The following is a 13,142-nucleotide window of genomic DNA, read 5'->3' on the forward strand; positions in this document are numbered from 1 at the left end:
TGATATTTCTAAATTTTTTTTTGGCTTGTTCTATCAATAGAAGAATAAATTTTTTTAACATTTTTTTTTAACATTTTTTCAATTGTGGGTATTTCTTTTCTCCACTTAGAATCTTCTACAATAATGTTGACTTTAAACATCTAAAGAATTTTTTTTATAGGCTTCAATTATTTTTGAAACCAACGGATGCCTTTGCACATCTAATGCATCAAATGTAACAATTTTAATTTCATCGATATTGCTTAGAACGTTAGCAGAATTCATTAATCCAGATATTTTTGAATTCGGTAAATCAATTTGTGTAGGATCGCCATTAACAACCATGGTGGTATTTTTTCCTAGCCTTGTTAGAAACATTTTAATCTGAGTTTCTGTAGCATTTTGTGCTTCATCCAAAATAACATATGAATCTTTTAAGGTTCGTCCACGCATAAAAGCCAGTGGGGCGATTTCGATTGATCCATCTTCTATTTTTTTATTCATTTTATCATGTCCAAGAAGCTCACTTAAGGAATCGTACAAAGGAATTAAATAAGGATCAATTTTTTCTTTTAAATCTCCTGGTAAAAAACCCAAATTTTCTCCAGCTTCTACGGCTGGCCTTGATAAAATTATTTTATTTACCTCGCCTGAAATTAACTTGTGGACAGCCACTGCTACAGGTAAAAAAGTTTTTCCTGTACCAGCCGGTCCAATTGCATAGATAATATTGTTATTTTTTAAAATTTCTAAATATATTTTTTGTTTTTCGGTTCTTGCATAAACAGTTTTCTTTGGAGTCTTAACAGAATAGTTGCTGTCACTATTTTTTTCTTCAAGATCCATAACATCATTTTGAGAATCCTTACTTGTAAAATTATATAAAGACTTAACATCTTCATCATCGATATGATTTTTTTCTAATGATTTTTTTAGTAACTTATTGACCACACTAGTAATAATATTTGTATCTTTTTTCTTTCCTTTAATTGTAATCAAATTCCCCCTTAAACTAATCTTAGTGTTTGATATTTTTTCTAATAAAATAAAATTTTCATCATGAACCCCACTTATTTTGGTTAAAGAATGATTATTTTTAACCTGGATATTCACAGCATCATTGCCTGAATCTAAAATTTGCAAAAAATTATTTGATAAAACTGGCTTACCCATTAATTGCTATCAATAGTGCCCCATAAATTGTGTCTGTTACTAGATTTAACTTCAATAATTTCTATTTGTCCTGGAGTGCATTTGTTACCTTCTATAAATACAGGCTGCATATATTCATTTCTACCAAAAAACTGATTTCCTTTTTTTGTAATATTTTCTACTAACACTTTAGTTTTTGAATTAACCTTACTATCATTAAATTTTCTTTGTAAATCAAATAGTTTATTTTGTAATACTTCTAGTCTAGTGGCACTCTCTTCTTTTGGTATTTGATCAAAGTCCACTGCTGGAGTTCCCGGTCTTTGGCTGTAAACGAACGAGTAGGAATTAGAAAACTTTACCTTATCTACAAGATCCAAAGTATCCTCAAAATCTTTATCTGTTTCACCTGGATATCCTACGATAAAATCACTAGAAAATTCAATATCTTTTTTAATATCCCTAAATTTATCTATTAATTTTAAATAAAATTCCCTTGTATGTTTTCTATTCATGGATTCTAAAATTTTATTAGATCCAGACTGTACGGGCAAGTGTAACTGTGGCATAAGCTTATCTTGGTATTTAAATGCATTAATAAGATCTTCGTCAAAATCATTTGGGTGAGAAGTGGTAAATCTAATCCTTTCCAATTTTTTTATAGAAGCAACTTTGTCAATTAATCTAGAAAGATTAATGTCTTTATTTTTATAACCACTTACATTTTGACCTAATAAAATTATTTCTCTTGTTCCGGCATCAACTAAGCCTTGCACTTCATTATATATTTGGTCGGGACAACGAGAAAATTCTGGACCCCTTGTGTAAGGCACAACACAAAATTTACAAAATTTATCACATCCTTCTTGTATGGTGATAAAAGAAGAAACTTTAGATGAAATATTTTTATAATTTTCTAAAGAATCAAATTTATCTGAAACATCTAGATTTGTGTTGAAACTTTTAGTTTTGTTCTTTTGATAATTTTTTATTAACTCTGGAAGCTTGTGATAAGCTTGAGGTCCGACAACTATGTCCACAAAATCACTTTTTTCAAATACCATCGAAGATTCGGCCTGTGCAACACATCCAGCTAATACAAATAATGGTTTTGATTGTTTGCCTCTTAAAATTTTTTTTATTTTACCTATATCGGAATAAACTTTTTGGGTTGCCTTTTCTCTTATGTGGCATGTATTAAATATAAAGCAGTCTGCTTTCTCGACTTCTTCTATTCTTTTATAGTCAATTGTAGAAAGTAAATCTGCAATACGATTGGAATCGTATTCATTCATTTGACAACCGAAAGTTTTTATTACAAAATTTTTAGACAATTATTTTTTCTTTTTTTTACAGTATAGCTCTAATCTATGATCTACCAATTGATAACCAAGCCTATCAGCAATTTTTTTTTTTAGAATTTCAATCTCTTCGTCTACAAACTCCAAAATTTCCCCAGAAACAATATCAATCAAATGGTCATGATGATTTTCTGTAACTGCTTCATATCTCGATCTGCTTTCCTTAAATTCATGCTTGTCGATAATATTAGACTCTTCTAACAATTTGACAGTTCTATACACAGTCGCAATACTAATTTTTTTATCTACTATGATGGCTCGTTTATGAAGCTCATCTACATCTGGATGAAACTTTGTGTCCATAATTGTTTCCTCTAAAAGCTTTACAATTACTTTTCTTTGGTCTGTAAGTCTTAAACCTTTATCTATACATTTTTTTTCTAGATTTATGGCGAAGGGGGAGGTTTTGTTGATCATAGCGCTAATTTTTAGTAATTAGGAGTTATATTTTTTTCAATAATTAATTTTTGTTTAACTAATAATTCAATTTCTTTATGCGTATATTTAAAAGGAATTAAATTATTCTTAAAAATACCATTGTATTCATAATTAGAAACAATTTTTTTCTTTCTTAAAAGGCTTTCAAATTGCTTTTTTTCAAGCTGTTTGGTCTTTTTACTTATATCTAAAAACTTGCTATTTATATTTAAAATTATTTTACTCAATCCCTTATTTTTTTTTAATTATTTTGTACAGATGGTAATTTGAAATACCGACAAGTTTTATCTTTTTAATCATGGACAATACCTTCATACAGCTCAGTATATTTCTTAAACCGGCATAACTTCCTGGTCCTAAATTAACTATCAGTAATTTTGCCCTGTGGAGTTGAATTGCGTTTTTTTTCAAAATTAAATAAAAATCATTAGAAAAATTGTCACTTTTTAAATATTTTTTTATTATAATTTTTTTTTTAATACTAAAATTTGATGTAATTATTAAAGAATTGAGAGTAGAATCTACTGATATGAAATTAGGAACTATCACTAAAAAAATTACTTACCTTCTCATTGTGTTTATGGGATTTAATTTATCAAATGTTTTTGCAGAAAGCATTAAGGAAAAAGGCATTGTAACTTTAATGTACCATAGATTTGAAGAAAATAAATATCCATCTACAAATATAAAAGTACATGACTTTAAGGAACAGATTGAACTCATAAAAAATTCTCAAAATGAATTCATTAATTTTAACCAGCTAAAAAGTATTTTGATTGACAAGCAAACCTACACAGGGAAAAAAATCTTAATCACCATTGACGATTCATTCCAATCTTTTTACCAAAATGCCTGGCCTATATTAAAAAAGGAAAATGTCCCTTTCATACTTTTTGTAAATACTCGAGAAGTCAATGATAAACATGCTAACTACATGAGTTGGGACCAAATAAGAGAAGTACATCAATCAGAAATTGGTACGATAGGTGCCCATAGCTTCAGTCATGAATATCTAGTGAAGCTAAGCCAAAAAGATGTTGTTCAAGATATAGAACAATCTAATCAAGATTATTTAAGAGAATTGGGGTTTATCCCAGAAGTTTTTTCTTACCCTTTTGGAGAATATAGCAGTGAAATTAAAAAATTAATTAAAGACTCTAAATACAAATTGGCATTCGGACAACATTCTGGAGTAGTGCACCAAAAGGAAGATTTATTTGAACTTCCAAGATTTCCAATCAATGAAGCTTACGGAAAAATAGACAGATTTAATTTTATTATTAACACTGTCCCATTGCCACATAAGTTTTATAAACCAGAAAACAAACTTATCACTTCTAACAACCCTCCTGCTATTGAAATAGAGTTTACTAATAGTGCAAAAGGAATTAATTGCTTTTCGAATGAAGGTGGACAGTGGGGGCCTAGTGAGATTGCTTTTTTAGAAAAGAATTGGATAAAAATTATTTTAAAAAAACCATTTAAGACAAGAAGAGGAAAAATAAATTGCACACTGAAATTGAGTGATGGAACGTGGGGATGGTTTGGAAGACAATATGTTCTTAAAAATTAAACAATATTAGGCTTTTTCTTCTGGGATAGTACCGATTCATCAAAATCTGTAAGTGAGTTTTGTTCAATAATTTTTTTTAGCCTCTGAACATAAACACCTCCAATTTCTGAATATTTATTTAGATATTGGGATAGCTCTAAACCAAAAACTCTGTTTTTTTCTTTTCTCTGTATCGCTCTAGCTTTCCTAAATTCATTGTAACTTTGATGTGTATTTAGATTTTTTTTATAGGAAGATATTGATGCTCTGATAATCTTAAAACTCAAAACTTCAAATTTTTGCTCTTCCCCTCGGTCATTTGGTACTATTCCTTTGCCTTTTTTCCATGTTCTGGCTCCATACAAAGAATTTCCTTCCATCGCGAATCTAGAAGTTCCCCATCCAGTTTCATAGGCGGCCTGCGCAATTGCTAAAGAAGGGGGTATCACGTCCATTCTTTTTTTTAGCTCTTCAATTTCACTAGTGTTAACCTTATACTCCTTGAACTTTTTATCTAACCAGACTGTTTCTTGCTCACTAAGACTTTTTTCCCTTGATATCTGATTTAAGTAATTTCTATCTTCTAGAATTTTATTATTTTCATAAATAACTAAGGGCAGAATAACTTTTATAAAAAGTTTCTTTCTATCTCCTATGTTGTCTATATTGGCAATACCAGTAGGTAATTTTGATAAAAAAACTGGGTCTACTGCTTTTCCTTGTCTAATATCTTTTAAATTATAATTCTCCTCTTCAAAAAGGCTTATAATAGTTCTTGCACTGATATTATTTCCAAATCCCAAAATCTGCTTGTCTGAATATCCTGAAGAAAGTTGTTTTTTTTGTTTTGGGCTAAAAGGTTTTTTATTACTAACAGATAGATTTTTATCAATTACAAAAATGTCTTCTTGTGAATAGATGTTTTCAACTATTTTTTTATCGTTATCAGCATTTACAAAATTGGAGTTTTGAAAATTTGGTTTGTATAAAATAGCAAATATTAAAAAAGCGATTACACTTCCCTTGGCATAGCTATAATTGTAATGTTTTTTTAGTGGTCCAGTTAGACGCTGATTGGACTTTCCAAGAATATTATTATTAAATTTTTTGAAGATATCAATAAAGTCAATTGACTTTTCAAGGGTTCTTTTAAATTTTTTTTTAATTAATTTTTTTTCATAGGCAAGGTTGTCTTTAATTCTTAATAAACTTAAATTTATCTTCCTTTTCAATTTTGGCAAATATGAACGACTCATTTAAATCTACTCTATATTTACTGCAATTACTGAATTCACTTCAGGAACATAGTGCTTGATCATTCGTTCCACTCCTTGTTTTAAGGTAACGGTAGAGCTTGGGCATCCTGCACAGCTTCCTTTCAGCATTACTTCAACTATTCCATCTTTGTAAGACTTTAATTGAATGTCCCCCCCATCCATAGCAACCGCTGGGCGGATTTTGTCATTGAGCACTTCTTCAATTCTTTGGGAAATTTCATCTTTGAATTCAAAAGACTTCTCAAAAGACAAGGCCTCAAAATCAGCATTTACTTCTTCTGAAAGAATTTTTAGAATATTTTCTTTTATTTCATTCCAATCTTGTGAGGATTTCTTTTTTATAGTTACAAAATTAGAATCTATATAGATAAGTTCAGGCGAAACTTGATCAAATAATTTTTCTGCAAACTTAATTTCTTTACAATCCTCTATTGATTTAATCTCTTTAGATCCAGATTTGACAATATCAAAATCAAATACAAATTTTTTAGACTCGGGGTTTGGTGTGTCTGTTAATGTAATCATATAAATATTATAGAGTATTATTATCTTAACATAGATCTATCAGGACTCAAACTTCTGTTTATGCAATTAAATCTATCTCTTTTTCACTTAGAAAGCCCGGGATAATAACCATAGGTATAGACAGATCTTTTATTTTTTTTCCTGTCAAAGCTTTGATTAATGGTCCTGGTTCTTCGTTATTGGCTCTAGAGGCTAGAACAAGAAACCTAATATTTTTATCTTCTTCAACTAGTTTTAAAAGCTCTTCGCAACGATCTCCTATTTTAATAATCACCTCACTTTCAATCTCAAATCTAGATTTAATTTTTTGTGCCCACAATCGACATAATTTTTTGGCCTCACTAGTAGCCTCTTGTTCAATGAGATTTTCAATTCTAGACCACTGTGCATTAAGCGCTGGATCCACTATGTACAACAGAGACAGCTCTCCCTCTGTATGGATAGCTCGGTTTGCTGCAAAATAAATAGCCTTTTCTAGTTCTTCACTTTCATCTATAACGATCAAGAATTTTTTTTTCATTAGACCAATCCTACAATTTTTTTTATTTCCATTAAATTAGTATTCGCAACTTCTTGGGCTTTTTTACTTCCGTCTTTTAAAATTTGTTTTAAAAAAACTGGATCTGATTTCAATTTTATAATTTCTTTTCCAATCGGGCAAATTTTCTCTATAAGTAACAAACCAAGTTCTTTTTTAAATTCTGAAAAGGCCTTTCCATTCCAATTGGTAATTACATCTTGCATTTTTTTACCTGTCAACGCGGAAAAAATATTAATTAAATTTCTTGCTTCGGGTCTTGTATTGCTTTTGAGAATACTCTCACTTATTGCCTCACTATCTGTTTTTCCTTTTTGAATTTTCTTTAAAATTAAATCAGCATCATCTGTTAGGTTAATTCTTGATAGATCCGATTCTTCTGATTTGCTCATTTTTTTCGTTCCATCTCTTAGACTCATAACTCTTGAAATGTTCTCTGGGATAATGGGTTCGGGGGTTACAAAAAAATCATTGGCTTTAAAATCATTATTAAACTTTATTGCTATGTCTCTACAAAGTTCTAGATGTTGCTTTTGATCCTCTCCCACAGGCACATGTGTTGCTCTATAAAGCAAAATATCTGCTGCCATTAAGATTGGATAGGTAAGAAGTCCGACGCTGGCTTTCTCTTTGTTGCTTCCAGCTTTTTCTTTAAATTGGGTCATTCGATTAAGCCAACCAATTCTTGCAGTACAATTAAAAATCCAAGCAAGTTCTGCATGAGCTGAAACAGAAGATTGCACGAAGATTGTATTATTTTTAGGATCAATGCCAGAGGCCACCAGAGCAGCTGTAGTTTCTAAAATATTATCTTCTAAAATTTGAGGTTCATATTTCACTGTAATTGCGTGCATATTTGCTAACATAAAAAAACACTCATACTCTTTTTGTAACAATACAAAATTATTAATAGCACCAAAATAATTTCCTAAGTGAAGATTCCCTGTTGGCTGAATACCAGATAAGATTCTTTTATTTTGTGTCATAATTTTTCATTTTAAAGTCTTTAATACTAAAAGATTTAAACAATATTGAAAGTAGAAAATAAATTGATGCAGAAATACCAACGATTACTGTTAAGGAAAATATTTTATGAATAGACCCGTGTTCAAAGGCAAATTGAAACTTAAATAACAAGAAAGATAAAATTGAGCTCATTATAAATGAACAAACAAATATTTTTGAAACTCTTGTTGCAAAAATTTTATCAAATTTATGCATTCCGTTTGTTAAAAGAAAAAACTGATAAATTAGGATGGCACACCAGCAAGAAATAGTTGTTCCCAACGCAATGGATACAAAGCCTAGTCGATTAAATAAAATTATACTTATTAAAATATTTATAATAACTGTCAAAACTGATATGTAGAATGGAAACTTGGTATTTCCTCTTGCAAAATAAAAACTTGAGTAAATTTTCAACAAAGAAAATGCAGGTAGCCCAAAACCAAATACAAATAAAGCTTTTGATGTTTGCCGAACACTTTCTAGATCAAAAGAACCATAGCCAAAAAGTGTGGAAATAATGGGTTCTGTAGCCATAATAATTCCAACTGTGGCTGGGGCAGACAAGAATAAAGAAAGCTCTATAGACCTGTTTTGTAAAAAAAAATTATTTCCATCTTTATTTTGAAAAATTTCTTTTGATAGAGAAGGAAGTATAACTGTTCCAATTGCAATACCTGTAATTGCCAAGGGCAATTGGTAGATTCTATCAGCATAGTACAAATACGATACTGCACTAGTTTGAAATGAAGCTATAACCGTTCCTACTAAAATGTTTATTTGCATAACTCCAGAAGAAAAGATGCTTGGCAATAATCTTTTAAAGAAACGTTTTACTTCTGGTGAAATCTTAAAATTAAAACTTATTTTAGGTATGAAATATTTTTTTGCATAAGTAGCCAGCATAATCAACTGTAGTATTCCAGCTAACGTAACTGCCCAAGCCATAAAATAAACTAGCTCTTTGTCAAAAAATTTTGCATAAAAAATGGAGGCAATGAGTAATAGGTTAAGAATAATAGGAGCTGCCGCTGCTACAGCAAATCTTCCTTTTGTATTTAGAATAGCAGAATAAAAAGAAGACAAAGATACAAAAATCAAAAAGGGGAATGCTATTCTGCTTAATGTGACCGCAAGATTATACTTTTCGGCATTTTCAATAAAGCCTGGAGAGATTATATAAACAACCCCTCCCATAAAAACTTCTGCAACACACACCAAAACCAAAAGAAAAAAAATCAGTAGATTAAAAACAGAATTAGCAAACTCGTAGGCTTTTTTTTGAATATCTAACTTCGAATATTGCGGAACAAAAGCGGAATTAAAAGAACCTTCGGCAAACAATCTTCTAAAAGTATTGGGTAACCTAAAAGCTACAAAAAAAGCATCTGCTAGAAAACTAGTGCCAAGAAATATAGCTATCAAAATATCTCGAAAATAGCCAAGAACCCTACTAATTAGAGTAAGAAAACCAAAGGACCCCACTGAAGATAAAATATTCATTTTTTTAATATTTATATTGTTTTACATTATTAATGTTCTAAATTCCGTCCTACAAATAAAATTAGACATTATTAACGCAATCAATAAATTAATGACAACCAAGAACCCAATACAAAAGTATACAGATAAAGAAGCGTTAGATTTTCATATTGAAGGAAAACCTGGAAAAATAGAGATAATATCTTCAAAAAACCTTTCCACTCAAAGAGATTTGGCTCTTGCTTACTCTCCAGGAGTTGCTGTTCCTTGCGTTGAAATAGGAAAAGACCCTGAAACCGCTTATGATTATACAAGTAAAGGAAACCTAGTGGCCGTTATTAGCAATGGAACTGCTATCTTAGGACTTGGTGATTTAGGAGCTCTGGCATCAAAACCAGTAATGGAAGGTAAATCTGTTTTATTTAAAAGATTTGCAGATATCGATTCTATAGATATTGAGATTGATTCTAAAAACGCTGATGAAATTATTAATGTAATTTCTAAAATTGCAGTTACGTTCGGTGGAATTAATTTAGAAGATATAGCTGCCCCAGATTGTTTTATTATTGAACAAAAATTAAAAGAACTGGTTGATATTCCAATTTTTCATGATGACCAACATGGTACCGCCATTATTACCACTGCTGGCTTAATTAATGCATTAGACATTTCTGGAAAATCAATCAAAGATGTTAAGATTGTCGTAAATGGTGCTGGGGCTTCTGCCCAAGCGTGCACCGAGTTATTTAAAAATAGTGGTGTACCAAGTGAAAACATTACGATGATAGATCGTAAAGGGGTTATTTTTAGAGGAAGAACTGAAGGTATGGATCAGTGGAAATCAAAGCATGCAATCGACACCAAAAATAGAACTTTAGCAGAAGCTATCAGTGGTGCTGATGTTTTTTTAGGTTTGTCTGCTCCAAATGTTCTTACCAAAGAAATGGTTAAATCTATGGCAAAAAATCCAATTATTTTTGCTTGTGCCAATCCTGATCCCGAAATCAAACCAGAACTAGTGAAAGAAGTAAGAGACGATGCTATCATAGCAACAGGACGATCTGACTATCCTAATCAAGTGAATAATCTTATTGGATTCCCTTATATTTTTAGAGGAGCATTGGATGTTAGAGCTAAAGAAATAAATGAAGAAATGAAAGTGGCTGCTGCAAACGCTATTGCAAAGCTGGCTAGAGACAATGTTCCTGATGAAGTTGTTTCTGCTTATGGAGGAGAAAGGCCTGTATATGGAAGAGAGTATATTATTCCATCTACTTTTGATCCAAGATTAATAACTATAATACCCATGGCAGTTGCTAAAGCTGCAATGGATAGTGGCGTAGCAAGAAAGCCTATTGAGGATTTTGATAAATATGAAAATGAATTAGCTGCAAGACTAGATCAGTCGATGAATTTTATGAGAGCAATCAATTCTAAAATAAAAAATAAAAAGAAAAGAGTTGTGTTTGCAGAAGGAGAGGATTCTGAAACCTTAAAAGCAGCTGTTGCTTTTAAAAACAGTGGACTGGGAGAGCCAGTATTAATTGCTAATGAAGAAAAATTAAAAGATACTTTTAAAAGCATAGGCTTGGATGAAAATTATAAGATTGAAATTTCAAACTCCGCAGACAAAGAAAAGAGTGAAAAATATGTGAAATTTTTATATGAAAAACTTCAGAGAAAAGGCGTTTTAGAAGCTGATTGTAACAAGTTAGTAAAAACAGATCGAACTACCTGGGGATCTTGCATGGTTTCTTGTGGAGATGCAGATGCAATGGTGACTGGAAATACCAGGCACTATGCAGCTACTGTTGAAAAATTAATGCAATCTGTAGGGCCTAGAAAAGATGAGCTTGTTTTTGGCTTGTGCGTATTCATTGAGCAAGGAAAGACTATTATTGTAGCGGACACAAATGTGATTGAATATCCCACATCTGAACAACTAGCTGAAATGGCAATTTCAGCTGCTCGGGTTGCTAAATTATTAGGTTTAGATCCTAAGGTTGCTTTTTTATCTCACTCAACTTTTGGTCAGCCAGAGACAGATCGAACTAAAAGAGTCTCTAAGGCTGTTGAAATCTTAAAAGAAAAGAAAGTTGAATTTGTATTTGATGGAGAAATGCAGCCAGATGTGGCTCTTAATAAAAAATATCAGTCCGCCTATTCTTTTTCTGAAGTCGTAGGTAATGCAAATATCCTGTTGATGCCCTCAATACACGCAGCTGCTATTTCAATTAAGTTGCTGAAAGAATTGAGCAAAGGTAAGGTAATTGGACCTCTTTTGACAGGTTTAGCACAACCAATTGAAGTTGCTCCTTTACGGTCTACTAGTCATGAAATTTTAAATCTAGCTTCAATTGCTGCCTACTCTTCTGAAACAATTAAATATTAAATTATTTTTTGTTTTTAGACAGCTCACTAACTAAAAAAATACTTGCATCAATATTTTTCACGTCCTGAATAGTTTTTGCTTCATTAATCACCTCTCTTTTCTCAGATTCACTTTTAGCAATACCAAAAATAAAAATGATTTGATTAACAGTATTAATTTGATAGTTGGCCATACTTACTTGTTTGTTAGAAAGTAAGGCGACTTTTAATTGTGAGGTAATTAACAAGTCTTTTGCGGAATTTTTTAATGAAAACTTATCTTTCACTTTAATATTATTTTTAACCGATCTTGCTCCTTCTGTTTTCCAGGCAATCTTGGTTAATAAAATTTTTTCATCTACAGAACCAACTGTTCCGGTTAAATAAATATGACCATCAACCACTTTAGAGGAAACTGACAAAACATATTTTTTATCTATTTGACTAACTCTAATTAAGAAAGATTTTTGCATTATAGAATCGTCTATTTGAGTCCCTAATGTTCTTGGATCAAGAAAAATATTAACACCCGTTCCCAAAACTCCCTGAGAGCTAACTCCTACGCATCCACTAAGAGTCAAAAGAATAAAAAGGATAGAAACTATTTTTTTCATTTTTCTAGATCTAATATATTTTGATAAATTATTTTTTTACTTATTTTTAACTTTTTAGCAAGATACTCGGCCATATCTTTGGATGACATTTTATTAATTAAAAGATTAATTTCATATTCAAGATTAATATCCTCTGCTTTTTCAAGATCTACTGATTTGTCACTAATCACAACTGTTATCTCACCCTTATGGTCGTTTGCTCCTATATTTTCCAATAATTCTTCGGCTGTTCCTGATAAATATGTTTCGTGCAATTTAGTAATCTCTCTTGCTATAAATATCATTCGATTCTCAAAATAAATTTTAAAATCCTCTAGTGATTTCTTAAGATCTCTAGCTGGCAAATACAAAACAATGGAGCTAGCTACCTTACAAAGAGATTCTAACTCTTTCGTTCTTTCTTTTGTTTTTTTAGATAGAAATCCAAAGAAAAAAAATTTTGAGCTAAAGCCTGCTACAGAAATTGCAGCTGTGACAGCCGATGGTCCTGGTATAGGAAGTACTTTAATTTTTTTTTCTCTAGCTAATTTTACTAAAAACTCGCCAGGATCAGAGATCAAAGGCGTTCCAGCATCTGATATTAGGGATATAATTTTCCCCCCTTCTATATCATCAAAAATTTCTTTACATTTTTTTGTTTCATTAAATTTATGAAACGAAACAAGTTTTTTTTTAATTTTGTAAAAATTTAATAGTTTCAAAGAATGTCTGGTATCTTCACATAGAACGTAATCAGACTGCTTTAAAACATCAAGTGCCCGCAATGTTATATCTGACAAATTGCCAATCGGGGTGGAAACAACATAAAGTCCAGGATCAAGATGATTGTTTTTTTTGTTTTCCGACATA

14 protein-coding genes are annotated in these 13,142 nt (G+C 30.9%); 2 read left to right on the forward strand and 12 right to left on the reverse strand.

Going from position 1 to position 13,142, the window contains the following annotated elements; translation table 11 throughout:
* Positions 1-8 precede the first annotated feature (8 nt).
* From SAR11G3_RS07640 to SAR11G3_RS01615, 5 genes are read right to left on the reverse strand one after another with little or no spacing between them, the layout of a single operon-like run.
* Positions 9-140, reverse strand: a complete 132-nt coding sequence (locus tag SAR11G3_RS07640) for a hypothetical protein (RefSeq protein WP_013694988.1) — start codon at positions 138-140, stop codon at positions 9-11.
* Positions 133-1,152 carry a PhoH family protein gene (locus SAR11G3_RS01600; protein ID WP_013694989.1) on the reverse strand — a complete coding sequence of 340 codons (1,020 nt, stop codon included), beginning with the start codon at positions 1,150-1,152 and terminating at the stop codon, positions 133-135. The genes SAR11G3_RS07640 and SAR11G3_RS01600 overlap by 8 nt, the downstream gene beginning before the upstream one ends.
* Complete coding sequence (gene miaB / locus SAR11G3_RS01605; protein ID WP_237697294.1) at positions 1,152-2,426, reverse strand: tRNA (N6-isopentenyl adenosine(37)-C2)-methylthiotransferase MiaB; 1,275 nt, start codon at positions 2,424-2,426, stop codon at positions 1,152-1,154. The genes SAR11G3_RS01600 and miaB overlap by 1 nt, the downstream gene beginning before the upstream one ends.
* A 39-nt stretch (positions 2,427-2,465) precedes the next feature.
* Entirely contained in the window at positions 2,466-2,909 is a 444-nt protein-coding gene (locus SAR11G3_RS01610; protein WP_013694991.1) for a Fur family transcriptional regulator, read from the reverse strand.
* Between the two features lie 11 nt (positions 2,910-2,920).
* On the reverse strand, positions 2,921-3,157 hold the full coding sequence (locus SAR11G3_RS01615; RefSeq protein ID WP_013694992.1) for a hypothetical protein: 237 nt from the start codon (positions 3,155-3,157) through the stop codon (positions 2,921-2,923).
* A gap of 209 nt (positions 3,158-3,366) precedes the next feature.
* On the opposite strand from SAR11G3_RS01615, the gene SAR11G3_RS01625 reads away from it, so the two are divergent.
* Positions 3,367-4,503 (forward strand): polysaccharide deacetylase family protein, encoded by a 1,137-nt coding sequence (locus SAR11G3_RS01625; protein ID WP_237697295.1) that lies wholly within the window; start codon positions 3,367-3,369, stop codon positions 4,501-4,503.
* Here the strand turns inward: SAR11G3_RS01625 and SAR11G3_RS01630 are convergent.
* From SAR11G3_RS01630 to murJ, 5 genes are read right to left on the reverse strand one after another with little or no spacing between them, the layout of a single operon-like run.
* Positions 4,500-5,738: a glucosaminidase domain-containing protein gene (locus tag SAR11G3_RS01630; protein ID WP_013694995.1), complete on the reverse strand. Its 1,239-nt coding sequence runs from the start codon at positions 5,736-5,738 to the stop codon at positions 4,500-4,502. The two genes, SAR11G3_RS01625 and SAR11G3_RS01630, sit on opposite strands and share 4 nt — an antisense overlap.
* Positions 5,739-5,744: 6 nt before the next feature.
* Entirely contained in the window at positions 5,745-6,284 is a 540-nt protein-coding gene (locus SAR11G3_RS01635; protein WP_013694996.1) for a NifU family protein, read from the reverse strand.
* A gap of 58 nt (positions 6,285-6,342) precedes the next feature.
* Positions 6,343-6,804, reverse strand: a complete 462-nt coding sequence (locus SAR11G3_RS01640; RefSeq protein WP_013694997.1) for a universal stress protein — start codon at positions 6,802-6,804, stop codon at positions 6,343-6,345.
* Positions 6,804-7,808, reverse strand: a complete 1,005-nt coding sequence (gene trpS, locus SAR11G3_RS01645) for a tryptophan--tRNA ligase (protein ID WP_013694998.1) — start codon at positions 7,806-7,808, stop codon at positions 6,804-6,806. The genes SAR11G3_RS01640 and trpS overlap by 1 nt, the downstream gene beginning before the upstream one ends.
* Entirely contained in the window at positions 7,795-9,330 is a 1,536-nt protein-coding gene (murJ, locus tag SAR11G3_RS01650; RefSeq protein ID WP_013694999.1) for a murein biosynthesis integral membrane protein MurJ, read from the reverse strand. Before murJ ends, trpS begins: the two co-directional genes overlap by 14 nt.
* Positions 9,331-9,421: 91 nt before the next feature.
* Here murJ and SAR11G3_RS07785 point away from each other — a divergent pair, with 91 nt between their 5' ends.
* Positions 9,422-11,701: an NADP-dependent malic enzyme gene (locus tag SAR11G3_RS07785; RefSeq protein WP_013695000.1), complete on the forward strand. Its 2,280-nt coding sequence runs from the start codon at positions 9,422-9,424 to the stop codon at positions 11,699-11,701.
* A gap of 1 nt (position 11,702) precedes the next feature.
* Here SAR11G3_RS07785 and SAR11G3_RS01660 read toward each other — a convergent pair whose 3' ends face one another.
* Together SAR11G3_RS01660 and rsmI are read right to left on the reverse strand one after the other, a co-directional pair.
* Positions 11,703-12,293, reverse strand: coding sequence for a BON domain-containing protein (locus SAR11G3_RS01660; protein ID WP_013695001.1), 591 nt, complete (start codon positions 12,291-12,293; stop codon positions 11,703-11,705).
* On the reverse strand, positions 12,290-13,141 hold the full coding sequence (gene rsmI / locus SAR11G3_RS01665; RefSeq protein WP_013695002.1) for a 16S rRNA (cytidine(1402)-2'-O)-methyltransferase: 852 nt from the start codon (positions 13,139-13,141) through the stop codon (positions 12,290-12,292). The genes SAR11G3_RS01660 and rsmI overlap by 4 nt, the downstream gene beginning before the upstream one ends.
* Position 13,142: the final 1 nt, after the last annotated feature.

The sequence above is a fragment of the Candidatus Pelagibacter sp. IMCC9063 genome (assembly GCF_000195085.1).
Lineage (GTDB): Bacteria > Pseudomonadota > Alphaproteobacteria > Pelagibacterales > Pelagibacteraceae > IMCC9063.

Excerpts from the sequence above, each read along its gene's own strand:
- SAR11G3_RS07640 (WP_013694988.1), bottom strand. The coding sequence starts at position 140 with ATGTTTAAAGTCAACATTATTGTAGAAGATTCTAAGTGGAGAAAAGAA.
- SAR11G3_RS01600 (WP_013694989.1), bottom strand. The coding sequence starts at position 1,152 with ATGGGTAAGCCAGTTTTATCAAATAATTTTTTGCAAATTTTAGATTCA.
- miaB (WP_237697294.1), bottom strand. The coding sequence starts at position 2,426 with ATGAATGAATACGATTCCAATCGTATTGCAGATTTACTTTCTACAATT.
- SAR11G3_RS01610 (WP_013694991.1), bottom strand. The coding sequence starts at position 2,909 with ATGATCAACAAAACCTCCCCCTTCGCCATAAATCTAGAAAAAAAATGT.
- SAR11G3_RS01630 (WP_013694995.1), bottom strand. The coding sequence starts at position 5,738 with ATGAGTCGTTCATATTTGCCAAAATTGAAAAGGAAGATAAATTTAAGT.
- SAR11G3_RS01635 (WP_013694996.1), bottom strand. The coding sequence starts at position 6,284 with ATGATTACATTAACAGACACACCAAACCCCGAGTCTAAAAAATTTGTA.
- SAR11G3_RS01640 (WP_013694997.1), bottom strand. The coding sequence starts at position 6,804 with ATGAAAAAAAAATTCTTGATCGTTATAGATGAAAGTGAAGAACTAGAA.
- trpS (WP_013694998.1), bottom strand. The coding sequence starts at position 7,808 with ATGACACAAAATAAAAGAATCTTATCTGGTATTCAGCCAACAGGGAAT.
- murJ (WP_013694999.1), bottom strand. The coding sequence starts at position 9,330 with ATGAATATTTTATCTTCAGTGGGGTCCTTTGGTTTTCTTACTCTAATT.
- SAR11G3_RS07785 (WP_013695000.1), top strand. The coding sequence starts at position 9,422 with ATGACAACCAAGAACCCAATACAAAAGTATACAGATAAAGAAGCGTTA.
- SAR11G3_RS01660 (WP_013695001.1), bottom strand. The coding sequence starts at position 12,293 with ATGAAAAAAATAGTTTCTATCCTTTTTATTCTTTTGACTCTTAGTGGA.
- rsmI (WP_013695002.1), bottom strand. The coding sequence starts at position 13,141 with ATGTCGGAAAACAAAAAAAACAATCATCTTGATCCTGGACTTTATGTT.